Annotated in this window: 17 protein-coding genes and 1 pseudogene; 12 read left to right on the forward strand and 6 right to left on the reverse strand. The window is 62.5% G+C overall.

Translation table 11 applies throughout. From position 1 onward, the window contains the following. Positions 1 to 163: 163 nt before the first annotated feature. Together VJR29_09850 and VJR29_09855 are read left to right on the forward strand one after the other, a co-directional pair. Positions 164 to 883 carry an ABC transporter ATP-binding protein gene (locus tag VJR29_09850; GenBank protein HKY63711.1) on the forward strand — a complete coding sequence of 240 codons (720 nt, stop codon included), beginning with the start codon at positions 164 to 166 and terminating at the stop codon, positions 881 to 883. Then, positions 880 to 2,166 carry an FtsX-like permease family protein gene (locus tag VJR29_09855; GenBank protein HKY63712.1) on the forward strand — a complete coding sequence of 429 codons (1,287 nt, stop codon included), beginning with the start codon at positions 880 to 882 and terminating at the stop codon, positions 2,164 to 2,166. The genes VJR29_09850 and VJR29_09855 overlap by 4 nt, the downstream gene beginning before the upstream one ends. Here the strand turns inward: VJR29_09855 and VJR29_09860 are convergent. From VJR29_09860 to VJR29_09875, 4 genes are read right to left on the reverse strand one after another with little or no spacing between them, the layout of a single operon-like run. After that, positions 2,163 to 4,481 (reverse strand): 1-acyl-sn-glycerol-3-phosphate acyltransferase, encoded by a 2,319-nt coding sequence (locus VJR29_09860; GenBank protein HKY63713.1) that lies wholly within the window; start codon positions 4,479 to 4,481, stop codon positions 2,163 to 2,165. The genes VJR29_09855 and VJR29_09860 overlap by 4 nt on opposite strands. Continuing rightward, positions 4,478 to 5,674: a hypothetical protein gene (locus VJR29_09865; protein HKY63714.1), complete on the reverse strand. Its 1,197-nt coding sequence runs from the start codon at positions 5,672 to 5,674 to the stop codon at positions 4,478 to 4,480. The genes VJR29_09860 and VJR29_09865 overlap by 4 nt, the downstream gene beginning before the upstream one ends. Next, on the reverse strand, positions 5,671 to 10,935 hold the full coding sequence (locus VJR29_09870) for an SDR family NAD(P)-dependent oxidoreductase (GenBank protein HKY63715.1): 5,265 nt from the start codon (positions 10,933 to 10,935) through the stop codon (positions 5,671 to 5,673). Before VJR29_09870 ends, VJR29_09865 begins: the two co-directional genes overlap by 4 nt. After that, entirely contained in the window at positions 10,932 to 12,497 is a 1,566-nt protein-coding gene (locus VJR29_09875) for a PfaD family polyunsaturated fatty acid/polyketide biosynthesis protein (protein ID HKY63716.1), read from the reverse strand. Before VJR29_09875 ends, VJR29_09870 begins: the two co-directional genes overlap by 4 nt. Before the next feature lie 379 nt (positions 12,498 to 12,876). Here VJR29_09875 and VJR29_09880 point away from each other — a divergent pair, with 379 nt between their 5' ends. From VJR29_09880 to VJR29_09925, 10 genes and pseudogenes are all read left to right on the forward strand, one after another. Then, complete coding sequence (locus tag VJR29_09880; protein HKY63717.1) at positions 12,877 to 14,415, forward strand: acyl-CoA carboxylase subunit beta; 1,539 nt, start codon at positions 12,877 to 12,879, stop codon at positions 14,413 to 14,415. A 2-nt stretch (positions 14,416 to 14,417) separates the two neighbouring features. Further along, a complete protein-coding gene (locus VJR29_09885; protein ID HKY63718.1) occupies positions 14,418 to 14,612 on the forward strand; it encodes a hypothetical protein in 195 nt (64 codons plus the stop codon). A gap of 13 nt (positions 14,613 to 14,625) precedes the next feature. Further along, the gene (locus VJR29_09890) at positions 14,626 to 15,099 is read left to right on the forward strand and encodes a biotin/lipoyl-containing protein (GenBank protein HKY63719.1); all 474 of its coding nucleotides are present in this window, start codon (positions 14,626 to 14,628) and stop codon (positions 15,097 to 15,099) included. 68 nt (positions 15,100 to 15,167) lie between these two features. After that, positions 15,168 to 16,391: pseudogene (locus tag VJR29_09895) on the forward strand (malic enzyme-like NAD(P)-binding protein). A gap of 114 nt (positions 16,392 to 16,505) precedes the next feature. Then, the gene (locus VJR29_09900) at positions 16,506 to 18,371 is read left to right on the forward strand and encodes a sulfatase-like hydrolase/transferase (GenBank protein ID HKY63720.1); all 1,866 of its coding nucleotides are present in this window, start codon (positions 16,506 to 16,508) and stop codon (positions 18,369 to 18,371) included. Next, positions 18,371 to 19,186 carry a 3'-5' exonuclease gene (locus VJR29_09905; protein HKY63721.1) on the forward strand — a complete coding sequence of 272 codons (816 nt, stop codon included), beginning with the start codon at positions 18,371 to 18,373 and terminating at the stop codon, positions 19,184 to 19,186. Before VJR29_09900 ends, VJR29_09905 begins: the two co-directional genes overlap by 1 nt. Positions 19,187 to 19,263: 77 nt before the next feature. Further along, complete coding sequence (locus tag VJR29_09910) at positions 19,264 to 20,385, forward strand: hypothetical protein (GenBank protein ID HKY63722.1); 1,122 nt, start codon at positions 19,264 to 19,266, stop codon at positions 20,383 to 20,385. Between the two features lie 237 nt (positions 20,386 to 20,622). After that, a complete protein-coding gene (locus VJR29_09915; protein HKY63723.1) occupies positions 20,623 to 21,243 on the forward strand; it encodes a hypothetical protein in 621 nt (206 codons plus the stop codon). A gap of 164 nt (positions 21,244 to 21,407) precedes the next feature. After that, positions 21,408 to 22,409, forward strand: coding sequence for a hypothetical protein (locus VJR29_09920; GenBank protein ID HKY63724.1), 1,002 nt, complete (start codon positions 21,408 to 21,410; stop codon positions 22,407 to 22,409). A gap of 29 nt (positions 22,410 to 22,438) precedes the next feature. After that, positions 22,439 to 22,765, forward strand: a complete 327-nt coding sequence (locus tag VJR29_09925; GenBank protein HKY63725.1) for a hypothetical protein — start codon at positions 22,439 to 22,441, stop codon at positions 22,763 to 22,765. Between the two features lie 2 nt (positions 22,766 to 22,767). On the opposite strand, the gene VJR29_09930 is transcribed toward VJR29_09925, so the two are convergent. Further along, positions 22,768 to 23,589, reverse strand: coding sequence for a polyphosphate kinase 2 family protein (locus VJR29_09930; protein ID HKY63726.1), 822 nt, complete (start codon positions 23,587 to 23,589; stop codon positions 22,768 to 22,770). Further along, a complete protein-coding gene (locus VJR29_09935; GenBank protein HKY63727.1) occupies positions 23,586 to 24,596 on the reverse strand; it encodes a hypothetical protein in 1,011 nt (336 codons plus the stop codon). The genes VJR29_09930 and VJR29_09935 overlap by 4 nt, the downstream gene beginning before the upstream one ends. Positions 24,597 to 24,681 lie beyond the last annotated feature (85 nt).

Here is a 24,681-nt window from a genome sequence, read left to right on the forward strand (position 1 = left end):
CGACAAGAATTTGACGTTCGATAAGGCCGTTTCTCAAAGTGAATGGCGAAGGGGGCCCAATCCTCGATAATAAGCCCTATTTTCGCCTCCCCGCAGGGCTGCCGTTGGTACGGCTTTTGCTGGAATATTCAGTATTCCTTAAGGAAATAGGGGGGGCCGGGCCATGGAAGTTCTGGAAGTACGGGGTGCGAGCAAGGAGTACTTATTGGGGAAGACGGTGGTCCGGGCCTTGCGCCAGGTCGATTTCAGCATCGAGGCCGGACAGATGCTCTGCATCATGGGCCCCTCGGGCAGCGGAAAAACCACCCTCCTCAACCTCCTCGGTCTCCTCGACGAGCCCACCTCGGGCGAGATTTTTCTGCAAGGCCGTTCGACTCGAAACCTCTCCTATGAAGAGAAAGCCCAGTTGCGCAGCCGATTCCTCGGCTTCATTTTTCAATCCTTCAACCTCTTTCCGGTGCTGACCGCCTATGAGAACGTCGAATATCCCCTGCTCTTCCACAAAGTCAGCCCGGGCGAGCGGAAAGAGCGGGTTTGGGCGGCCTTGGCCGAAGCCCAGCTCACCGAAGTCGCCGGCCACCGGCCCGACGAGCTTTCCGGCGGCCAAAGACAGCGAGTGGCGATCGCCCGGGCCCTGGTCACTCGTCCCCTGCTGATCTTGGCCGACGAGCCGACGGCCAATCTCGACAGCGGTTCGGCTGAGACGATCATGTCGATGATGCAACGCATGAACAAGGAGCACGGCAGCACCTTCATCTTCTCGACCCACGACCCCCGAGTCGTCCATCATGCCTCTCGGATCGTGACCATCAGCGACGGGGTTTTGCAGGAAGAGGGCCGCCGGACCATCCTCCACGGCGCTCCGATCGGAGCCTATCAATGAAAAGCGACGGCGCGTTTTGGCGATTGCTCAAGATCGCCGGCAAGAATGTCCTGCGCAACAAGCGGCGCAGCGCCCTGACCTTGCTGATCATCGTCGTGGGCAGCGCCAGCTTGCTGCTGGTCGGCGGCTTCTTCGATCGATTGCTTTATAGTTTGAAGCAAACGTTCATTCACAGCCAATCGGGCCATTTCCAAGTCAGCCGAAGCGGCTACTTCGAAAAGGGCTCGATCACCCCCTTCAACTACCTGATCCAAGACGCGCCGCGGATCGCCAAGCTGATCGAGCAAAGCATTCCCGGGGCCTACACCGTCCCCCGGATCAAATTCGGCGGCATGCTCAGCTCGGACCGGGACAGCGTGGCGGTCATCGCTCTCGGAGTCGACCCCCGGACCGAAGCCCGGATGAGCAGCTTCCGGAACGTCAGCCTGCAGCGGGCCACCACCAATATCGTCGAAGGCAAGGACCTCGACGATTCCGATCCTTACGGCATCGTGCTCGGGGCCGGCCTGCTCAAGTCGCTCAACCTCAAGGTCGGCGACCATGTCTCGTTCATCACCACCCGCCAGGAGGGAGCGGTCGACGGCGCCGACTTCCACATTCGCGGCGTCTTCGAGACGGTGCTGAAGGAAGTCGGCGAGCGGGTCGTCAAGGTCCCGCTGTCCAGCGCCCAGGCGATCTTGGGCCTGCCCGCGCAGGTCAACAGCTTCTTGGTGGTGGCCGACGATTACGACGATTCCGAGAGCATCGACGCGGCCGCCCTGACCTTGAAAGAGGCGCTGACCGCCGAAAAGATGGCCTTCGAGATCGTGCCCTGGGAAAATCAAAGCCTGATGTACAAGCAAACCAAGCACTTCTTCGACAATTTCTTCTGGATCCTCAAGTTCATCATCAGCGTCATCTTCATCGTCAGCGTCGCCAACACCATCAACATGGCGCTTTTCGAGCGGATGCGGGAATACGGCACCATGATGGCGATCGGCAATTCCCGTTCGACCATTTTCACGGTCATCGTTCTCGAGGCCGCCATCCTAGGCTTGATCGGCGCAACCCTCGGCGTCCTCATCGGATGGGCCATGAGTCATATCATCCCGCTAACCGGGGTCCGGATGCCGCCGCCACCCACCACCGGCGTCTCCGATTGGTACCGCATTTACTTTTTGATTTCGCCCAAGCTGATGCTGCAGGTTTTCGCGATCGCCTTCTTCTCGACCTTATTCTCCTCGCTGATTCCGGCCTATCGGGCCTCGCATTTCCGCATCGTCCACGCCTTGGGCTACGTCTAGACCTTCAAGCGATAGCCGCTCGACAAACCGCCGACCTCCACCTTGAGCCGGCCGCCGAAGAGCCAGGCCACGAGGTTTTCGAACCATGCCGAATCCAACACCGCCGAGGTCTCGAGGTGCGGAGCTTGACCCGAGGCGAGCATGATCCGGCCGGCGGCAACCAAAGCGTCGAAGGGATTGTCGAACTCAAGCCCGCTCCGCGGCTCCTGATGGAGCAACCAGTGGCGCTCCAAGGAGGTCCAGAGGACCGCGGCCGGTTCGGAGGCGCCTGAGAGCCGGCCGAAGGCTTCGGCCCGGGCCTGAAACTCCGGCTCGGCCGGAAAGGGCCGTTCGACCAGGGCGCCGAGCTTCCGGTTCAAGGCCGCCTTCACCTTGCGGAGGCGATCGGCGTAAGGCAAGGCGGCCAAGCTTGCCGCCGGTATCGATCGGCCGATCACGAAGCGCTGCCGGCCGCAATCGACCGGGAAATCGTATTTCCGCCGGCCGGGATTGCTCAAGGGAAGCCCGCCGACGATCTGCACCGGGACCACCGGAACGCCGGTCCGAATGCTGAGATCGAGCCAAACGCTGCTCACTTTCTGGACCGGATCGCCGGCCTCGTAGGACCGGCGGCCTTCGACGTGGATCACGACCGAGGTCCGCTCGCGGACCAAGAAATTTTCCAAGGCCGCCCCGACCTCGAAGAGAGCCCGGGGATCTTCCCGGTCGACGAAATGGATGGTTTTCAGCTCGGAGAGCCCGGGATAGGTCGTGCAAATCTCCTCAAAACGCCCGATCCACTGCTCTCGATGCTCGTGCTTGGCTAAGAACACGACCGGATTCTGAGCCACCGACGCGGTCATCAAATTCAACAGGAAGGATTCGACGAAGGTCTGGTGGTTGGCCAGGAATAGGACCGGTCGGCCGCGGAGGCCGTCGAAATCCCGGCTATCTTCCAAGACGATGCCTCCCAAAAATTTCTCGATCAGGCTCCTCCCCAACACTTCAACCGGCGAGCGGCTGAGGCCGAGGCGCGCCCGCCACAAGATCAAGCCTTGATCCAAATCGATCCGAGCCGGCCCCCGCTTGCGGGCCCGAAACTCGCCGTCGCAGAATTCCACTCCCACTTGGTGGGACTGATGAGGCAAGGCCGGCGAGGTCGCCTCCCAATCCCCGTCGCCGACCTTCTTCAAATGGACGTCGCGAGGGTGAATGCCCTCGTTCATCGCGATCAGCTCCTTAACCACCACCCGTTCGGCCAGCCAAATCAGCGCCTGGCGGAGGTCGAGCCCCCGGTATTCCCGGATGAGCTCCGGCGATTCGAGATAGACTTGAGCCACCGTTCCTTTGAGCCAATCGACCTGCCGGATCGTCTCCGGCTTGAGCCGAGCCTCCTCGGCCGAAACTTCCGAGAGCGAGAGGTCCGGAATATAACGCCCCTCCCGCAGGAAGGCCGCGCGGTCGGATGGCGCCAGGTCCAAAAGCTTGGCCAGCGGCACCAGGTACTCCTGATAAGCCAGCTCGGCCATCAGTTTCCAGCTGGACTGACGGCGCGCGAACAGCCGCAACCGGAATTGGGGAAGCTGATTCTCCGTTTCGAAGCCCAAGAACCTCACCTCGGCTTGAAAGGGGCCGTCTTGGATTTCGGGCCCGAAGAACCTGGCCGAGGAGATGCGAAAGGGAAAGCCGATCCTGCCGGCCAGCGAGCGATGCCAGTCCGGCCACTCCTCCTTGGGAAGCGCCTGGAAAAGCCCGTCGAGGAGGAACGGGAAGAAGAGCGCCGCGTCGGCCGGGGTCTCCTCGGGCAGGGCCAATTCGGCCGTCCAAAAATTGCCGCGGTGGGCGCGCAGCTCGCGAAGAATTCGGAAAGAAGGACCGGAAAAGCGGTAGCCCGAGGCGTAAATCCCGGAACCGGGATGCGAAGCGAGGGCCGGCTCCTCGCTCACCATCGCGCTGAATTCATCGCGGACTTCCTCGGCCGCCAAGAGGGCCCGCCCTTCGCAGAAGGGGCTGAAAATCTCCTGCTCGCCCATCTTGCGGTGAAAGGAGGCCAGCCGCACCGCGACCAGGGCTCGGCCCTCGCCGGCCTCGACGAGCTCGGCCGATACTCGGACCCGCTGATGGCCTTCGGGAAACGCCAGCCAAGAAGTCACCTTCACGTCGCGGAGCTCGATCAAGTGGGGCAAGCCGCTGATCTTGCGGCCGGCCTGGGCGATCTCCGCCACCATGAAGGAGAAAGGCAGGGTCGGAATCGTGAAGGTCGGGCAATGATCCTTCAGCCAAGGGTGGGCCGACAGGCTGAACTCTTTTTCCCATTCCCGAACCGTCCGGCTCATGGGATTTCCGGCGCCAAGCGCAGCGCGAGGTCTTCCATTCGGAACAATTTCAAACCGTCGCAATGAACTTGGGCATCGGCCTGAAGACAAGGATAAGGTCGCAGCCCCACTGTCTTGACAAAAATCTCGATCTTCAGCCGGCGATTGCCCGGGCTTACTTGGCCGCGGCACTGGATCTTGCATCCGCTGCCCGGCACCGGCTCGAAGTGATAGCCGGGACGGCTGAGCGAATAACCTCGGTAGAGCAAGTCGAAGCGCATCGCTTGGACGCAGGACTCGAAGACCAGGCTGCCGGGCATGCAAGGGTCGTTGCGAAAATGAGCCGGGAAAAACCAATCGCCGGCCGAAACCTGGCTCTCGGCCGCGAGATAACCTCGTTTCCAAGGGCCGCCCCCGAGGTCGATTTCGGTCACCGCGTCGAGCAGGAGAAGGTTGCCCCGCGACAAAGTCGGCGTGCGATCATGGCTGTCGGCTTCACGGTAAGCCTCGCCCAAACATTCCGAGATCCGGCCTTCGCTCAAGGCCACCAGCTCGGCCCGGCTGAAGCTCCGTTTCGATGATGCGACCACCGGCGGAGGGATCGGCGGCAAAAGACGATGGCCCTGCCATTTTTCGGGGTCCCATTGCACGCCCTTGGCCGAAGCCAGCTCTTTCTCGCTGAAATAGCCGGCCTGGGATTTGGTCTCGAGCCGAAGCTCCTCGCCCACCAGGCAGCGGCCCGAAAAAGTGAAAATGAGAAGGCCGCCGGCCTCCATCACCGCGTCGAGCTTCAATCGGAATTTGAGCGTCTCGCCCCGCCGCGGGATCGGACCGGCGAATTGGACCTCATGGTTCAAGAGCCGGAAAAGCTTGGCTTCCTGAAAACCGAGATCGAAGCCCAAGCCGGTCAGGATCAAGGTGCAGCCCTGGACCATTTCGCCCAACATGCCGAGCGAGGGATAGCCGTCGGCTCCCAGGTAGAATTTATCGTCGCTCAGGTCGGTTTCAAACTCGATCTGGCCTTGGCAGCTTTTGTCCCGGCGCTCGAAGTCGAGCTGAAGCACCCGGTCGAGCAGCATCAAGGGCGGCATCGGCAAGCCGGTCTTCCGCGGCATGGCGTCGAGGCCGGCGAAGGCCGGCCCGAAAATCCCCGAGACTTTGCCTCGCGAGAACTCGGCCAGCGAATCGTAGTCGATGGGCCCGAGCCGGGTCACAGCGGAGCTCCCAGGATCACCTCGACCGGATTGGCATCGGAGGAAGCCAGCTCGCGGACGAAGGCCTTGGCTCCGACGTCCAAGGGAATGAGCGAAATTCCGCGGCGCTTGAACTCGGCCGAGAGCGCCGGCTTCACCATGCCGCCCTCCCAAGCTCCCCAATTGATCGACTTGACCACGCATTGGCCGGCCCGCTTCCTTTTCTCGGCCTGGGCCATCTTGTTGATCACTTCATTGCCCATCGCGTAGTCGCATTGGCCGGCATTGCCGAAGCGGGCGGCCACCGAAGAGAAGGCCACGATGAGCTTGAGCGGCTCCTTGTCGAGGGCCGAGAGGAGCTCGCTGAAGCCTAGCACCTTGGTGTCGAAGACCAGGTCGAATTGTCCCTGAGTCTTGTCCTCGATCCGCTTGTCGGCGATGACTCCGGCGCCATGGATCAGGGCGGTGATCGGCCCCCACTCCTGGCGAACCTCGGCCAAGGCCGAACGGACCAGATTGCCGGCCTGCCAGGTCCAGGAAGGGCCCTCGGTCCGGATCAGCCGCGATTCGAGGATGTCGCAAGGAAAGTATTTCACCTCGGAGCCGGCCTCGCGCAGGGCCTTCAGCGTTTGCCGGACCTCGCGGGCATTGAGGATCAGCCGGGTCTCGGTCTCCAGCTCGGCCGGCGTGATCGCCTTCCCCTCGGCTTGGGCTTTTTGAAAGAGGGCTTTCTTGAGGCCGGCTTCGTCGGAAATCGAGCGATAAGCCTCGGGCTCGACTTCCGGCACCTGGCTGCGGCCGAAGAGGACGATCTTGAGCCGGTATTTTTTGGCCAACTCGATGATGCAGGCCGCGGTCACGCCGCGGGCGCCGCCGCTGGCCACCAAGACCGAGTTTTGATCGAGGGCCAGGGGCAGGCCCGAAACCTCGTTCTGCTCGCGGGGCACGACGGTCAGCCGTCTTCCGTCGAGCGGCAAGCCGATCTCGACCTCGCCGCCGCCCTGGAAAATTTCTTGGAGGATCTCCGAGGCCGCGGTTTCGGGCGAGATGCTCGCGATCGGGAGATCGATGGCCTTGCAGTAAACGCCGCTCCATTCCCGGGCCAGGGTCTTGGCCAGACCGGCCAAACCGCCCTTGGCCGCCGAGATCGGATCGAGACCCTGAAAACCGAAGTGGCCGCCGGTATCCTGGACGGTGACGAACCAGGCGCCGCCCTTGGCCGCCGCATCGCGCAAGGCCGGCCCGACTTTTTTGGCGATCCGGAAGGCTTCCTTGTTGATCTTGGCGGCCGAGTAAAAATTCGGCGCCGAGCGAAGCCCGCCCATGTAAATCAGGCCGCCCCAAGCGCCCTGCTCGTCGATTTGATCCTCGCCTTCGACCAAGTGGGCCGGGAAACCTGCTTGGATCAAGCGCTCGCGGACGACCTCGCCGATGCCCCCGCCGTCCGAGACCACCAAAATTTCACGGTTCGGAGCCAGGGTGACGTGGGAATGGCTCTGGGTGGAAACCAGCTCGACACCGAAGCGGCCGATCGCGGCCGCCGGCGCCGGCGCGGGTTCCACCGCCACCGGGATTTCGGCGGTTCGTGGCGGCGGGGACGTCGGCGTGGACGGCGCCGGCTCACCGGCGGAAACCGCCGGCGAGCCTTCAAGACCGGCGCCGCTACGCATGAAACTTATGATCTGCCCGATGGTTTGCAGAGCCACCAATTGCTCGATCCCGACCTCCGGCAAATGGGCGGCCCGGTCTTTGATCGCGCTGAAGATCTCGACCCGCTTGATCGAGTCGATGCCGAGGTCGGCCTCGAGGTGCATGTCGGCGCCCAGCATCTCGGTCGGGTAGCCGGTCTTCTCGGACACCACCTCGTAGAGCAAGGCGGTGAGAGAGGCGGCCGCCTCCTCCAAAACTTCCGCTGGGGGCGGCGCCACGCCCGCCGAGGCGGCGGGGATTTCCGGGGCGATCGGAGTCTCCGCCGGCGGCGGGCTGGCCGGCGCGACTGCCGGCCCCTTTTCCATGAACTCGATGATTTGGCCCATGGTCTGCAGGGCCACCAGCTGCTCGATGCCGACTTCGGGCAGATGGGGAACCCGGTCGCGGATCGTGCTGAAAATCTCGACTCGCTTGATCGAGTCGATGCCGAGGTCGGCCTCGAGGTGCATGTCGGCGCCGAGCATCTCCGTCGGGTAGCCGGTCTTTTCCGACACCACCTGGTAGAGCAAGCCCTTCAAGGCCGTCAGCTCTTGAGCGCTGGGCCGCGGCAGCTCGGTCGGCTTCGCCGGCGCTTCTTCCTGAGCTTTGAGGACCGTCAAGACTGGGGCTGAGACCGGAGCCTTGGGCCCGGTGCGGAAGGATGGCGCCGCCGGCATCGGCCGCGGAGCGTCGGCTTCGGCGCCGGCCGCCAAAGCCACCGGAATGGGCATTTCAGCCGGCTTCGGCAGGACGTGGACATTGTCGCGAGCCGCCGTCTCCGGAACCGGATATTTTTTCTTGTGGGTCGAGGAGTCGAGCAGGATCGTGGTCGGCGTCATTTCGAAGCCCTCGAGCGCGGCCAGCTCCCGATCGTCCAGCCGTTGCCAAGCCAATTCGAGACCGGCCGCAGCCAGCTTAGCCAGGCCGTGGGTCAAGGCGACCATGCCTTCCTGGCCCTTCTGGTCGAAGGACAGCGAAAGGATCTCCTCGCCGGGCAAACACTCCTCGACCAAGCGCGACAAAGTCGAGCCGGGGCCGACCTCGAGAAAAACGTTGGCGCCGGCGCGGCGCATGGCCCCGACTTCTTCGCAGAACCGAACCGGATTGGCCAAGTGATCGGCCAAGCGCCGGCGAATCGAGGCGAGATCCTCGGGATAAGGCTCGGCGCCCTGGTTCGAGTAAACCGGCAGGCTCGGCGGCCTCATCTCCGATTTCTGCAAGAAGTCCCCGAAGCTCTTGGCGGCTCCGCTGACCAAGGGCGAGTGAAAGGCCGTGCTGACGTTGAGCCGAGTCACCTTGACGCCGGCCGCCTCGAGCAAGGCTTGAACCCGGTGAATCTCGCCTTCCTCGCCCGACAGGATTTGCTGCCGGGGAGCGTTGAGGTTGGCGAGGATCGCCGAGCTTTGCCATTCCTCGAGCCGCCGCTTCAAGGCCTCGGTCTCTTCGGCCACCGCCAGCATCGCGCCGCGGCTCTCACTGGCCTGGGCCATCGCCTCGCCCCGGTGGCGGGCGGCGCTGAGGAAGCCCGCCAAGTCGAAGACGCCGGCGGCGTAGAGCGCGGTCAGCTCGCCGAAGCTGTGGCCGCCCATCATGTCCGGCTTCACCCCCAGCCCGACCAGAGCCTGATAAAGCGCGGCCGAGGTCGCGCCGATCGCCGGCTGGGCCCATTCAGTGGCGGTGAGCCGGGCCCGCTGCCGCTGGCGGGCCTCTTCCGAAAAGACCGGCCGCGGAAAGACCACTTCGCTCAAGCGAGCGTTCCAGCCTTGGGTCAGAGCATCGATCCGATCCCAGAAGCGGCCGACCTCCTCGAGGTGCATCGCCCAATCCCCGCCCATGCCCAGGGATTGGCTGCCTTGGCCGGAGAAAAGCATCGCGACCTTGGCCGGCTTGAAGCCCGGCCGGAAATAGATCCCCTGAGGCGGCAGCCAGAGCGCGGCCTCGCTCTTCTCCAAATGGCCGATGGCTTGATCGAGCCGGGCCCTCAGCTCGGCCTGGCTCCTCGCCACCACTGCGAGACGAAAATCCTCGCCGGCCCGAAAATCCCGGTGGCTGGCCTTGGCGGTGGCGAACAAGGAGGCGCCGGCCTCGACTTGAGCCCGCAGCGCCCGAAGCGTCTCCAGCAGCCCGGCCCGGCTGCCGGCCGAAGCCAAGACGGCCTCGGCGCCGTGGCGATCGAGGCGGGGCGGCCGATGCTCCCCGCGATACTCTTCGAGGGTCAGGTGATAATTGGTCCCGCCAAAACCGAAGGAGCTGAGCGAGGCCCGGCGCGGATGGTCGGCCCCGTGAATCCAGGGCCTCGACTCGCTGTTGATGTAAAGGGGTCCCCTTTCCCAATCGATGGCCGGGGTCGGCTCCTCGACATTGATCGTCGGAGGCAGGACCTTGTGATGGAGAGCGAGAATTGCCTTGATCAAGCTGGCCGCTCCGGCCGCTCCGGCGGTGTGGCCGATCTGGGACTTCACCGAACCGATGGCGCACCAGCCGGGATCGGCCCGCCCCGATTCCGAGAACACTTCGCTGAGCGCCTTGAGCTCGGCGGCGTCGCCGGCCCGCGTTCCGGTGCCGTGAGCTTCGACCAATCCGACCGTCTCGGGCCCGTAGCCGGCATGCTGGTAGCAGCGCCTGAGCGCCCGCTTTTGCCCTTCGGGCTCGGGGGCATAGATGCTCTTGCCCCTGCCGTCGCTGGAGGTGCCGAGCCCACGCAGCACCGCATAGATCTTATTGCCGTCGCGCTCGGCGTCGGAGAGGCGGCGGAGCGCGACCAAACCCAGACCTTCGCCCATCATCATGCCGTCGCAGCGGGCGTCGAAGGGCCGGCTGACCCCGCCGAAGGAAAGCGCGCCGGTCTTGCAGAAGCACATATAGACCATCGGGGTGCTGGTGGTCTGGACCCCGCCGGTCACCACCAAGTCGGAATCGCCGGTCCAGAGCTCGCGCATCGCCAGGTTGATCGCCGAAAGCGAGCTGGCGCAGGCGGCGTCGATGACGCAATTGGTGCCGTGGAGATCGAAGCGGTTGGCGATCCGCCCGGCCACGACGTTTTGCAGGACTCCGGGGAAGGAGTTCTCCTGCATCGGCGGCGAATATTTGAGCCGCCCGGCATTGACCTTGGCGATCTGCTCATCGCTCAGGCCGGCTTCCTTCATCGCCTTGACCCAGAGCGGGATGGCTTGGGTCACGGCCAGCTCGATCAAGTGCGGGGCCGCCATCGAATAGCCGAGGATGACCGAGACCCGCTCGCGGTCGAGCGAATGGAATTCTTCGCCGAAAGCGTTGTCGAAGAGCATCTTGGCCGCGACCAAGGCGAGCAATTGGCCGGAGTCGGTGCTCTGCAGCACGTTGGGCGGCATGCCGAATTTCATGTAGTCGAAGGCGACCTCGGGGATGATCCCGCCCTTCTTGGCGTAGACCTTTTCGGGCGCCCGCGGGTCGGCGTCGTAGAAATCCTCGATCAACCAATGGGACCGCGGAATGTCGCCGATCAAATCCTTGCCCCGCTTCAAGTTCTCGAAAAACCGCTCGACGTCGATCGAGCCCGGGTAAATGCAGGAAAGACCGACCACGGCAATCGGTTCCAAGGGAGCGCGTTTCATGAAGTCACCTCTAGTTTTCGGGGTCGGAAATCGAAGGCCGAGCCGGCCGGCTCGAGGCCGAAGCTGCGAAATTGCTGGGCCCGAGTCACGGCGGTGGCGCCTTCCATCAAGTTCAAGGCGATCTGAACGACGCCGCGGTTGGCCGGCGATTCCAAAAAGGAGCCGCGGGCCCATTCGTTGAAGGCGCCTTGGGCCGGGCCGCACCAAAGCTGGTAGTCGCCCTTCCGCGAAGCCTCGCCTTGAATCGCCCAGCGGCTGCCCATCCCCAAGTACCAGCGGAAGACCAAGGCCATCCGATGCTTGGGATCGCGCTCGGCCCGCTCGACTTGGCGCGGATCGCGGCCCTCGAAGAAGTCCCGGGTGCTCTGCCAGATATTCTCGAAGCTGTCGCGGAGGATGTCGCGCTCGACCTTTTCGCGCTCTTCCGGCGCGATGGCCTCATAGGAATCGTGGGCTCGATAGAGCTCGAAGAGCTTTTGGGCCCGGAGCGGCCACATCGTGCCCTTCTTCAGGACCTGGACCTTGACGCCCATCTCGAACATGTCGGCCGCCGGCGCCATCGCCACGTCGGTCACCGCCGCCTCGGCCAGCAGGGCTCGGGCCAAATCGGAAGTTCCCGATTCGACGGCGCACTGGTTGATCGAGCCGGTGAGCACGAAGCTGGCTCCCAGCGCGAAAGCCGCCGCCACCGCGGCCGGAGTTCCCAAACCGCCGGCGGCGCCGACCCGGACCGGCTCGGCGTAGGAATGAAGCCGTCCCAGCTGGTCGCGAAGCTCGGCGATGCTCCGAAAGATGGCGCTCAGGGGGCGATTGTCGGTATGGCCGCCGGAATCGGCCTCGACGATGATGTCGCTGGCCACCGAAACCCGCGAGGCCAGCTTGAACTCCTGCTCGCTCAACTTCCCCTCATGAAAGAGGCTGGCCAGCAGCTGGGGCGGCGCCGGACTCATGAAGGGCCCGGCCACTTCGGCCCGCGAAATTTTGGCGAAGAGAAAATTCCGCCGGAGCACCGTCCCGCCGGGTCCGGGCCTGAGGCCGGTGGCCGAATAACGCACGGCCGCCGGCGAGAGCTTCATGAAGGCCGAAGCATCGGCCCGGCGCACGCCGGTTTTGAGGAAGAGGTCGACGGTCGCCTCTTCGAAGGCCGGATCGTCGATCGAATGGATCAGATTGACGCCGAAGGGGAGGTCCTGACCCTTCAGTTCCCGGCGAATCTCTTGGATCGCGGCTTCGACCCGCTCGAGGCTTAGGCCGGCGCTGCCGAAGAATCCCATCATGCCGGAGCGAGCCATCGCCGCCACCAAGCGGGCGGTCGCGATTCCGTTGGCCATGGCGCCGGAGAGATATGGAAAGCGCAGGCCGTGGGCCAGCCGAAAGGACTCGTCGCCCAGCCACTCCGGATACATCGCCGGCAAGACGGCCCAAAGCGGAAAAGCCGCGGCGCTTTCGCGCGGTGAAAAACTGCCGCCGAAGCCGAGGCCCAAGGCACCGGTCTCGGGATTCTGAATAATGTGGGTTATCTCGCGGAACCGTTCCGAAGCTGCCGCAATTTGCGGCGTCATGAATATGGGAGCCTCGCTCCCTGGAGTCCACCAACCGATGGGCCCCTGCCCCCGCGACACATGAGCTTCGCCCTCCCACCCGAAACTGGGAACGCTCATTGCCTGCCCCCTCCCTGAGAACCAAAGATGAGATCCACTGCTTGGACGGGAACTAGAAGTGCAATCTCCGTGCCTCTCCAAAAGTGAAAAATCCCCAGAGAATCCTCGGTCTTGAAATGAACTCAGATGTCAGTTTGATAAATTATCACCAAAATCGTCATTTTATTGACTCGAATGCCCTCGGATCCTGGCCGGCTTCAAGGAAATCGCTGGAGGAATCATCTTGGTTAAGAAATTGCACCCATGACCCCTTGGGGGACCCAAAGGGTCCGGGGGGGCCATGAAAAGCCAGGAGCTTCGGTTAAGGAACGAATCTTGTCTTCTCGGCGGGGGTATCGAGAAGATTGAAAGCCAACACCGGGCCGGCAAGCTCACCGCCAGAGAGCGCATGGCCCTCCTGCTGGACCCCGGCAGTTTCGTTGAAATCGAAAGAATCGCCCGGCATCGCCAACCGGAATACGGCCTCGACTTCGACTCGATCGACGGCGACGGCGTGGTGGCTGGCCATGGCCGGATCAGTGGAAGGCTGGTCTTCGTCTTCGCCCAGGACTTCACCGCGATCGGCGGCTCCTTGGGCGAAGCCGCGGCCCGCAAGATCTGCAAGGTCTTGGACGACGCGGTGAAGATAGGCGCGCCGGTGATCGGCCTCAATGACTCGGGCGGGGCCCGGATCCAGGAAGGCGTGCTCAGCCTTTCGGGCTACGGCGAGATCTTCTACCGAAACACTCAGGCCTCGGGCCTCATTCCTCAAATTTCGGTGATCATGGGGCCTTGCGCCGGCGGCGCGGTTTACTCGCCGGCTTTGACCGACTTCACCATCATGGTGCGGGAAACCAGCTATATGTTCGTCACCGGTCCCGAGGTGGTCAAGGCGGTGACTCAGCAAGAGGTCGACAAAGAGGAGCTGGGCGGCGCTCCGACTCACGAGAAGATTTCGGGCCAAGCCCATTTGGTGGGCGCCGACGACCGCCAAGCCCTGGCCTTGACCCGCAAGCTCCTGAGCTATTTGCCCTTGAACAATGCCGAGGACCCGCCGGCCGTCGCCTGCTCCGATCCGATCGACCGCCGGCTCGAGGAGCTCGAGGCGAAAATTCCCGAGAACCCCAACAAGCCTTACGACATGAAGGAGATCGTCGAAAGCATCCTCGATCGGGATTCATTTTTTGAGATTCAGCCCAAGCACGCTGCCAACCTCATCGTCGGCTTCGGCCGGCTGGGCGGCAAGAGCCTGGGAATCGTGGCCAATCAACCGCTGGAATTCGCTGGATGCCTCGATATCCAGGCGTCGACCAAGGGAGCTCGCTTCGTTCGCTTCTGCGACGCTTTCAATATACCGATCCTCACCTTGGTCGACGTGCCGGGCTTTATGCCCGGCCTCGAGCAGGAGCTGGGCGGGATCATCCGCAACGGCGCCAAGCTGCTCTACGCTTATTGCGAAGCCACGGTTCCCAAGGTCACGGTGATCGTCCGCAAGGCCTACGGCGGCGCCTATATTGTAATGAACTCGAAGCACATCCGCAGCGACCGCTGCTTCGCCTTTCCGGGGGCCGAAATCGCGGTGATGGGGCCGGAAGGGGCGGTCAACATCATTCATCGCCGCCGGATCGCCGCCGCGGCCAATCCCGAGGCCGAGCGCGAGCGGCTCATCGCCGAATACCGGGAGAAGTTCGCGACTCCCTACAAGGTGGCCGAGCTCGGCTTCCTCGAAGAGGTCATCGACCCGGCCGAAGTCCGGAGCCGGCTGGCCGAGAGCTTCGAGATGCTGAAGAACAAGCGGTCGCCGCGGCCGACGAAGAAACACGGGAACATGCCATTATGATTATGAACACAGTGGAAGAAATCATCGCCGAACCGGAAATCGAGCCGCCGTCGGCCTCACCGGATCGGGCGATCTACGCCGCCATTGCGGCTTTCCTCTACGAGGAGAACAAGGACCGCGTCGTCGAAACCGCCATCGCCTTGCCAAGCGTCATGGACCCTTGGAAAATGCTGGCGCGTCGGGAGTCGGTGGGCTAAAAATGGCCGCGCCGTGAAAATCCGGGTCGGGGGTTCCTCCGTTCAAATCGAAAGAATCGACAAAGACCGGCTCTTGGTCGACGGCAAGGTCTTGACCATCGACGCCAAGTCGCTGGAGTCCGGCCGTGTCGAGTTCATGGTCGAAGGCAAGCCCTTGAGCCTCCAGGTTCAACGCGACCAGGGTTTGCTCAAGGTCCATTTCGGCGAGGAAAGCGTCTCGGTTCGGATCGAAACGCCGAGCCCGCGCTCCGAGCCTGAAAAGGAAAAGCTCAAATCACGGATGCCGGGCAAGGTCCTGGCGGTCAAGGTGAAGCCCGGCGACTCGGTCTCGGCCCGGCAAGGCCTCTTGGTCCTGGAAGCCATGAAGATGGAAAACGAGATCCAAGCCCCGGCCGACGCCACCGTCGAAGCGGTCCACGTCCGGGAGGGCGAAGTGGTGGGAAGCAATCAGCCGCTGATCGATTTGATCCTAGAACCGGGCGCCTAAGCTTCCGATTTTCTTTGCAATCTGGGCGATTGACAGTTCGCGCAGCTCTCCGGTAGGGCTTTGCCTCTATGGTCGACAAGAAATCCGCCCTGGATTACCACAGCCAAGGCCGTCCCGGAAAAATCTCCGTCACCCCCACCAAGCCCTGCGGCACCCAAGAAGACCTCTCCTTGGCCTATACGCCGGGGGTCGCCGAGCCCTGCCTCGAGATTCAGAAGAATCCGGCCGATGCCTACCGCTACACCGCCAAGGGCAACTTGGTCGCGGTGATCACCAACGGCACCGCGGTTTTGGGCCTGGGCGACATCGGGCCGCTGGCCGGCAAGCCGGTCATGGAAGGCAAGGGCGTGCTGTTCAAGGAATTCGCCGACATCGACGTCTTCGACATCGAAATCGACGAGAAGGATCCCGACAAGTTCATCGACATCGTCCGTTCGCTCGAGCCGACCTTCGGCGGCATCAACCTCGAGGACGTCAAGGCGCCGGAATGTTTCTACATCGAGGCCGAGCTGACCAAGCGGATGAAGATTCCGGTCTTTCACGACGACCAGCACGGCACCGCGATCATCACCACCGCCGCCCTGATCAACGCCTTGGAGCTGGCCAAGCTCCAGGCCTCGGAAGTGAAGGTCGTCTTCTCGGGGGCCGGCGCGGCCGCCGTGGCCTGCGCCAAGATGTTCCTCTCGATCGGCGTGAAGAAGGAGAACGTCTTCCTCTGCGACCGCAAAGGCGTGGTCACCAAGGACCGCCCCGACCTCGAGGCCAACCGCGGCTTCTTCGCCCAGGATATCAAGCCCTCGGGCATGGGCGAGGTTTGCAAAGGCGCCCACGTCTTCATCGGCCTTTCCGGCAAGGGCCTGTTCAGCCCCGAGATGCTGGCCAGCATGGCGCCCAACGCCATCGTCTTCGCCATGGCCAACCCCGATCCCGAGATCGGCTATCACGAGGCCTTGTCAGTGCGGCAGGACATCATCATGGCCACCGGACGCTCCGATTATCCGAATCAAGTGAACAACGTCCTCGGCTTCCCCTTCGTCTTTCGCGGCGCCCTCGACGTCGGCGCCACCAAGATCACCGAGGAGATGAAGCTGGCCGCGGCTCGGTCCCTGGCCGAGCTGGCCCGGGCCAAAGTGCCGCTCTCGGTCTGTCAGGCCTACAAGCTCAAGGAATTGCAATTCGGCCCCGAGTACATCATTCCCAAGCCGCTCGATCCCCGGGTCCTGCTCTACGTGGCGCCGGCGATCGCCAAGGCGGCGATGGATTCGGGAGTGGCCACCCATCCGATCCAAGATTTTTCGGCTTATCACCGGCGCTTGCAGGACCTCTTGATCACCAAGTTCAAGCGCGACGACGCCATGGATGAAGCCTTCGATTGGCAGGAAGGCATCGCCGCCAAAGGGTAAGGCATGAAGGCACTGCTCGCCTCATGGAAGTCGGCTCTCGCATTCTTTGCGGCGCTTTTCGCTCTGCAGACGCTGCTCTTCTTTTTCTCGCCGACCTTCTACCTCGGCAGCGCCCACCAAACCGGCATCCCCGGCTTCATCAAGCTCAGCTTCGTCAAGCACTTCGGGTTTTTCTTGGCGCTCTACCTGGCGGTGGGCCTGGTGGCCGGAATGCTCAACGCCCTTTTGCTGAGGCTGGCCTTCCCCGATGGCGAGGTCCGCCAATCGACTCGAATCCTGCTCTTGCTGGCCCAGTTCAGCCTCCTTCTGCTGGCGGCGTCCTGGCAATATCCGACTCTGGTGGGCTTCCTGCCGGTCCTCGAATCCTTGGCGATCGGCGGCTTCTATCTGGCCGCCCTCGGCTTGGCCGGACTGGCCTTCCTCTTCGCCTTCTTAAGCGCCCGGCCTCGGGGACTGCGCTCGGCCCTGGTCCTGAGCTCGGCGGCTGCCCTGCCGGCCCTGCTCCACCTCCCGGCATTGTCGCCCGACCGCTTGGATTTGCCCAAGGCCCGGGCCGCCACCGCCGCCCCTTCGATCTTGCTTTTGGGATTCGACGCCATCGACGGCGACCACGGCCATAAGGCCCTGGGCCAGGCGGTCAATGAATTGGGCTTGTCCGCCCGTTTCTTCCTCAATGCCTTCACGCCGCTGCCGGCGACCCATCCGGCCTGGAACTCCATCTTGAGCGGCAGCTATCCCGAGCACCATGGCGTCCGCTTCTTCTTCAGCTCGCCGCTCCAACCCATCGAGCCTTGGCTCTATTTGCCGAAGCAGCTCAAGCCCGCGGGCTACTATTCGATCTTCGCCTCCGACCAGCCCGAAACCAGCTACTTCGACGCCGGCCAGGGTTTCGATCAAGCGGCGGTCGGAGCCGTCGGTTGGGAAGCCCACCTCCGAGGCTTTCTGCTCAATCACTTTCTTTTCCCGGCGCTATGGCTGAACAACGGCTTGGCCGATCTCTGGCTCGCCGGAACCTGGAACTCGCCGACGCTCTTCAATTACGACCCGGCCCGTTTCTTCAACCAAGCTTTCCGGACCTTGAATCGGGCGCCGCCGGGGCCGCTGCTGCTGGCCCTGCATAGCTGTCACCTTCACACTCCGATCCGCCTCACCCGCGAGGAGCTGAGCGGAATCGAAAACGTCAACCGGCTCGCGGTCCGCGATTTCACCTATTGGCGCTGGTCCAAGCCCGGCGATCCACTGCAGCGCACGCCCGCGGGCTGGCACAATCCCTATTTTCTCCGGCTGCCCCACACCAGCGCCTTTCTCCGATCGCTCGCCGCCGAGCTCAAGGCCGAGGGCTATTTCGACTCCCATCTGGTGGTCTTCCTGTCGGACCACGGCGAGCGCTTCGTCCCGGGCTACGAAGTTTACGGCGGCATCCACGGCATCGACCTCGAGACTCGAGGTCAAAGCAACGTGATGATGGCGCTCTTCGCCCCCGGCTTCTCGGGCTTCGAGGAGACCTTCGACCCGGCCGGCCTCATCGACTTGGCGCCGACGCTCTTGACCCTCTTGGACCAGCCGGCCGAGCTCAAGGATTACGACGGCGCCCCGCTCCTCGACGCCGCCGGAAATTTCCTCAAGCCGCCGCCGCGCCCGCTCAAGGCCGAATCGATGGGCTTGATTGAAAAATCGGCTTGGGCCGGGAAGTTCCCCCAAATCCCGGTCGAAGAGCTGGAGGCCAACTTGCTTTACGATCCGCTGGGGCCGGTGACGGTGGGGCCCAACTATTATCAAGCCATCCTCAAGCGGAAGGAGTTCGCCGATCTGCTGTCGGTGCCGGGAATGCTGGAACGGGACCCCCGTCTGGCGCGAGGGAGCCAATAGTGTCTCAGCAATTTCGCTACCTGGTCTACGACATCGAGACCTGCATCGACAAAGCCCTGCTCAACCGGGTTTGCTATGGCGGCCAAGGCCTCGACGATCAAGCGGCCTACCGGGCCCAGCTCGAGGAGCTCGCCGGCCAGGGCCGCGACTTCATCAATCCGGCCTTTCACGCCCCGATCTGCATCGCCGCGATCGGCCTCAATCCCGATTTCGAGATCCTGCGGATCGGTCTGCTCGGCAAGGATGTCCGCAGTCCCCGCGCCCTGGTCGAGCACTTCTGGGAAACCTACAATCACAGTCGGCCGGTCCTGATCGACTTCAACGGCAAGGGCTTCGACCTGCGGGTCCTCGAGCTCTGGGCCTTTCGGCTGGGACTGAACATCCGGGAAGAGCATTACGACAAGTTCGGGCCGCGCTACCGCTTCAATGAGGAGCACCATCTCGACCTTCACGAGTTCTTGACCAACTTCGGGGCGATTCGCTGGAAGGGCGGCTTGAATCTCTTTTCCAAAATCCTGGGTAAGCCCGGAAAAATGGACACCAAGGGCGACATGGTCCAGGCGCTCTTCGAGCAAGGCGAGTATTTCCGGATCGAGGACTATTGCCTGGGCGACGCCATGGACACCTACTTCGTTTTCCTCCGAACCCTGGTCCTGAGGGGGGTCATCGACCTCGACCGGGAGCGGGTTCTAGTCGAGGCAGCCAAGGCCGAGATGGAGAGAAAAAAGGCCGAGGACGGCCATTTCACCAATTATTTAGCGTCCTTCCATTATTGGGACCCGCTGGAGGGGAGCCAAACCTTCCCCGGTTGCTGACCCCACGCGTCACGATTTTTCCAGTAACTTTAATGATTTAGGACCGATACCGCCCATAGAACGGGGGAGCACAAGCCATGGGTGATATTACCCTGGATTTCAGCGCCGAAGGGATTTTTCCCTTCCACCTGATCGACGACAGTTATCATTGGGGTCTTCGCTTCACGCCGCGGGTGAACTGGCAGTTCACGCCGACGCTGAGCCTGCATACCTCGCCCACCGTCCAGTTCGGCCACGAGAACGCGCTGACCGATGCCAAGCTCCCACTCTTCCGCCTCAATCCCGACCGCCGTCTGCTGGTCCACGACACGGTCAACGGCAATGACCTGCGGGTCGACATTCCCGAAGTTTATTTGAAGATCCATCCCTCGCCGAACTGGCAGCTTCGGCTCGGCCGCTATTACTGGGACAACACCATCCAGCGGATCATGCGCGACTGGATCAATTCCGAGGGTTTCAACAACGGCAATTTGGCCGATCCCCAAATCAGCGTCGGCCCCCTCGGCGGCGATCTCCGCTTCCGCAAACCCTGGACCGAAAAGGTTCCGGTCGACCTGAAGTTCTCGCTGGCCGGCGGCATGGGCGGAAGGAAAGAAGCGCTGGGGCTGCTCCAGGGCCTGGCCACCTTCAGTTTCCTCGACAAGTTCGATCATCCGGGCTGGGCGACCTCGATCGGCGCCTCCTTGGGCTACGTCCATTATCCCGAGGGCAGCTTGCCGGCCCTTTATCCGGGAGTCGATCCGCTGGCCGCCGGCGGCGCCCTGGCTCCCAGTGTCCTTTTACAGCAAGGTCTGGGCGAGATGTTCGACCTGCGGGTGGGCTACGGTTACTTCGCGCCGGTCAATAGTCTCGACGATCCGAACTTACGGCCGCTGAAACCGCGCCATGCCCTCAATACCAGCCTCGATTACCATAATCGCTATTTCGGCGTTGAGGCCAACTATGGCCGGGCCTGGCGCGAGGACTTATTCGAGTACGAGGGAACCAAGGTCGAGGATCAGTTCGGACTCTCCGGGCGCTGGATGGCCATGGGCGACAAGAATCGCGGCTTGGTCAACTTTGTGCTCGGCGGCTTGCTGACCCGAAGCGACGAGAAGCTCGGCTGGGCGGCCTACGGCGCCTTTGAATTCGGCTTCCAGGGCCTCGATCCGACCAAGTTCCAAAAAGCGCTGCCGGCGACCGGCGCCAAGCCGGAATAAAATTGCCGGGCGATGCGATTAAATCCAGAAATCTATTTGACCGGCTGTGACACGCCGCTCCCTGGCCGACTTCTTCGATTTGCTTTGGGAATCCGGCCACGCGCCAAGCTTCAACGCCGCCGATCTCGCCATTTCTTACCCGCCTCGATGTGAACTCCCCCTTTACACCTCGGAACATAAAACTGTACATTTTCAGTTCAGGGGTTTGAATTTCAAACAATACGGAGGCAATTCAAGATGAAGTCGATAAAACTTTTAATCAACTTCGCGTTGATGGTCGTGGTGGGAATTGGTGTCGCGATCACTCGGCCGGACTCCGCTTTTGCCACCGGTAACAAGGGCGGCTGGGCCATTATCACGGCACAAAGCATCCGTTGGGTGGAATATCCCGGTTCCGATGGAGCATTGCTCTATGACAGGGAAACCGGGCTGATCTGGGAGCAAACCGCTTCGACGTCGAACGTTTCCGATTGGATTAGCGGAGCCAGCCGCTGCTTCAATAGGGGTTACGAGATCGGCGGAAAAACGGTGAAGGGGTTTCGGCTGCCCACCGTGGCGGAACTTACGAATCTCGGCGAGAGCACCTCCGTGTTCGATGGAGTAAGCCACTCGGTCGACGATGGCACGAGCGGTTTTTTTGTCGCCTACCGCTACTTGAGCAGCGAACTCGTCAACGCCAACGGGGCTTCCTATGCCTGGGCCGTTCGATTCCTGGAGACAATCGGCGTCGGAACCTTCAATTTCCAGGCGATTGCGGGATTGGTGCCGACGGAGGGACCGGACGGCTCGGCTGACCATTACCGGGTGTTGTGTGTCCGGGGACCGGGTGGGAGCGCCTCGGGCAACGCGAACTTTTAGTTGGTTTCCTGGGGAGCGTGGACATGAAAACCGTCATTCGAGAATTCATACTCGCCTTCGCGCTTGCGATTGTTTCCTTCTTAATTCCTGATATTTCGGTTTCACAGGCGGCTGTTTGCGGCGATCTGTTCTGTGAAGCCGGCGAAGACCAAGAAAGTTGCGAAATGGACTGCGGGACCTGCGGGGACTTGGACTGCGATATCTCGGAGACGGCCGAATCCTGCCCCTCGGATTGCGTGGAATACTGCGGAGATTTCGAATGCGAGCCCGGGGAGGAAGAGACCTGCGCCGAGGACTGCGAAACGCGCATTTGCGGCGATGACCTGTGTCAAGCGGGCGAGGAGGCCGATTGTCCATTGGATTGCCTGGGCTCTCCGGCGCTATGCTTCGAGGACAGCGAATGCGATGACGGAAATCCATGCACCGCCGATTTCTGTGACGGCGGGGCGGGTTGCGCCAACACCCCGCTTCCGGACCAGGACGGCGACGGCTCTTGCGACGCCATCGACGGCGATGACGACAACGACGGCGTCTCGGATAGTGCTGACGGCGCTCCATTCGATCCCAAGGCCTGCCAGGACTTGGACGCCGATACCTGCGACGACTGCGCCGTGGGAGTCGACGGCTTCGGATCCTCGCCGGACTTCAATCCGGCCAAGGACGGGCCCGACAACGACGGTGACGGCGCCTGCGACGCCGGCGATCCCGACGACGACAACGACGGGCTGGCCGACGTCGACGAGACCGTGACCGACCCGTTCGACCCGGATACGGATGACGACGGCGCCTGTGACGGTCCCCTGGCGGTGTCCACGACCTGCAGCGCAGGACCCGACAACTGCCCAATCACGGCCAATCCGGGTCAAAGCGACGTGGACGCGGATGACCTTGGCGACGCCTGCGATCCCAGTCCGGTGGACGACGTGTCCGGGCTCGTTCCCTGCAACGCCTGTCCCGCCGACTTGCCCGGCGTGGAAATCCCCGGCGTGCCGGCGTTTCCCGACAAGCTGATCGGCCACGTGACTTGTTCGACCGAGCAAGGCTGGAAAAATCACGGGGCTTACGTCAGCAGCGTCACCCACTTGGTGAATTTCTTGGATAAGTATCTGAATATCGACGGCGACGCCCTGAAGGACGCCGCGGCGAGCAGCGCGTGCGGAAAATAAACACCTCCGTTCGACGAGGAGCGACGACGATGAAACGATTGCGAAGGCTGATGAAAAGAGGCGTGACTTTGGCAAGCGCCGCATTGCTGCTGGGCTTCCTCCCGGGTCCGGGAATCGCGGCGAGTCTCGAAGAGATCGTGCAAGCCGTGGAGCGGGAAAAATCCGCCGGCAACGTGGAGCCTGAAGCCTATGATGACGTCATGGCGCCGCTTAACGGCGCCAAGGCCGCCCAATCGGAGGGAGACGCCGAGTCCTACCGGTCGTACCTCGAAGCGGCTCGACTGGTGGTCACGGCGGCCGTCGGAGACACCATCAAGGAAGAGGCGGCCGGAAAACTGCTTCTCTTAATGGAATAAAATCACTTCACCCGAATTTTCCGGAAATTCACTTCCTTCGGCGGCTGCGGATATTTCAAATTCATTGCATCGAGGGTCTTGCAGAGAACCCGGCTCACCACCCAATTCCGGTACCATTTTTTATCGGCCGGCACGACGTACCACGGCGCCGCCTTAGTGCCGGTGGCGCCGATCGCGTCCTCATAGGCCTCTTGGTATTCGTCCCAAAGCTTCCGCTCCTTCAAGTCGCCAAGGTTGAATTTCCAGCGCTTGTCGGGCGTGTCGATCCGCTCCTGAAGGCGCTCTCTTTGCTCTTCCTTGCCAATGTGGAGGAAGAATTTGAGGATCACGGTTCCGTTCTCGGCCAGATGCTTTTCGAAATTCCGGATCTCCTGGTAGCGCCGCTTGCATATTTTCTTCGAGACCATCCCGTGAACCCGGGTCACCAATACGTCTTCGTAGTGCGAACGATTGAAGATGCCGACGTAACCCTTGGGCGGCGCCACCCGGTGAACGCGCCACAGATAGTCGTGGGCCAGTTCCCATTCGGTGGGAACCTTGAAGGATTCGACGACGCAGCCGATGGGATTGAAACCGCCCATCACCTTGCGAATCGTGCCGTCCTTGCCGGCGGTGTCCATTCCCTGAAGAATGATCAACAAAGAGTGGCGCCGCGAAGCGTAGAGCCGGCCTTGGAAATCGTCGAGTCGGGTTAAAAGGTCGGTGGTTTGGGCCTCGCATTCGGCCCGACCCTCATCGTCGTCGGCAAACTCCCCGGTGTCGCCGGGGTCGAAATGGCGGAGCTTGAGCTTGCGGGCGGAATCGACGCAGTATCGCTTGGTCATCGGCTCAGGATCATACCCTGGACCGGCGTCGTTTGAACATTAATCTGTTGCGGCAGGGGAATTTGCTCCAAGCATTGAATGAAACTCCCGGTCGGATCCCAGCCGCAATTCATGGTCACGGTCTTGCTGCCTCGCAGGGTCCAGGCTCCGTCCTGCGGGTAGAGCGCGTCGACTTGGACGACCCAAGTATTGTTGGCGCCCGGATAGGGGCTGAGATGAACCTTGATCGTCGGCGAAGTGAAAACCCATTGGCCGGAAGCGCCGCATTGGGGGGTGAAGGAAACGTCGTTGACCTTCCATTGGGAGTTGCCTTCGCCGGTCCAGAGGTCGCGGTCACTCTTCAATACCACCCGGGGAATGAGGGCCGGATCAATCGGCGGCTGGAAGGGCTCGTCTTCGCAAACCAATTGCCCCTCCAAAACTTCGGTCCCGCCGTTCTCGAGGCCATCCTGCTGACGCGGCAAGGCCCAAGCGCTTCCCATCCAAAGCGAAGCGAAGGAAAAGCCGGAAGGCCGGGCCAATCCTCGGACGTAACGGCAGACTTGCTTCGTGCTTGGCGGAGGCAAGAGGCTGTTGCAATTGCCGCCTTGGCTCGCGATATCGACGAAAAGAGTCGCGTTAATGTTGAATCGGCCGATCAAGGTTCCGACCGGCGTATCGGAGGAACAAATGCCTCCGCTGCACTCGCCGCCGCCGCCGCTGGGCGACGCGCCGCCTTCGCCCGGGGAACCGCCCACTCCGCCAAAGGGATCGGTGCCACCGCCGCCGGGTGAACCGCCGCCACCACCGCCGCCAGCTCCTCCCGGTTGATCGGGATCCAAAGGACCCATCCCCCCGCCGGCTCCCGGAAAGCCGCCCGGTCCCAGGCCCGCAACCTGGCCGCCGGAATTGAATTCGTCGAGAGCCCCGCCGGCCTGAACGCCTTCGCCACCCTCTTTGGAGCCGGTCGCAAAGCCGCCGATCCCGGCGCAGGCCGCCAACGCCAGCCCCAAACCGGCCGCTGCCAAGAAATTAGCAAATAATTTTAATGACTTATTAAAGTGAGCCGGAGACACAAAACCCCCTTATTGATTATCGTAACCATTTGCCCAC

This window comes from bacterium (assembly GCA_035281585.1).
Classification (GTDB): Bacteria; UBA10199; UBA10199; order DSSB01; family DSSB01; genus DATEDP01.

What these genes read in the sequence shown, in the direction of transcription:
- VJR29_09930 (HKY63726.1), bottom strand. Translation starts at nt 23,589, where the DNA reads ATGACCAAGCGATACTGCGTCGATTCCGCCCGCAAGCTCAAGCTCCGC.
- VJR29_09870 (HKY63715.1), bottom strand. Translation starts at nt 10,935, where the DNA reads ATGAAACGCGCTCCCTTGGAACCGATTGCCGTGGTCGGTCTTTCCTGC.
- VJR29_09885 (HKY63718.1), top strand. Translation starts at nt 14,418, where the DNA reads ATGAACACAGTGGAAGAAATCATCGCCGAACCGGAAATCGAGCCGCCG.
- VJR29_09915 (HKY63723.1), top strand. Translation starts at nt 20,623, where the DNA reads ATGAAGTCGATAAAACTTTTAATCAACTTCGCGTTGATGGTCGTGGTG.
- VJR29_09900 (HKY63720.1), top strand. Translation starts at nt 16,506, where the DNA reads ATGAAGGCACTGCTCGCCTCATGGAAGTCGGCTCTCGCATTCTTTGCG.
- VJR29_09925 (HKY63725.1), top strand. Translation starts at nt 22,439, where the DNA reads ATGAAACGATTGCGAAGGCTGATGAAAAGAGGCGTGACTTTGGCAAGC.
- VJR29_09860 (HKY63713.1), bottom strand. Translation starts at nt 4,481, where the DNA reads ATGAGCCGGACGGTTCGGGAATGGGAAAAAGAGTTCAGCCTGTCGGCC.
- VJR29_09850 (HKY63711.1), top strand. Translation starts at nt 164, where the DNA reads ATGGAAGTTCTGGAAGTACGGGGTGCGAGCAAGGAGTACTTATTGGGG.
- VJR29_09875 (HKY63716.1), bottom strand. Translation starts at nt 12,497, where the DNA reads ATGACGCCGCAAATTGCGGCAGCTTCGGAACGGTTCCGCGAGATAACC.
- VJR29_09910 (HKY63722.1), top strand. Translation starts at nt 19,264, where the DNA reads ATGGGTGATATTACCCTGGATTTCAGCGCCGAAGGGATTTTTCCCTTC.
- VJR29_09880 (HKY63717.1), top strand. Translation starts at nt 12,877, where the DNA reads ATGAAAAGCCAGGAGCTTCGGTTAAGGAACGAATCTTGTCTTCTCGGC.
- VJR29_09920 (HKY63724.1), top strand. Translation starts at nt 21,408, where the DNA reads ATGGACTGCGGGACCTGCGGGGACTTGGACTGCGATATCTCGGAGACG.
- VJR29_09855 (HKY63712.1), top strand. Translation starts at nt 880, where the DNA reads ATGAAAAGCGACGGCGCGTTTTGGCGATTGCTCAAGATCGCCGGCAAG.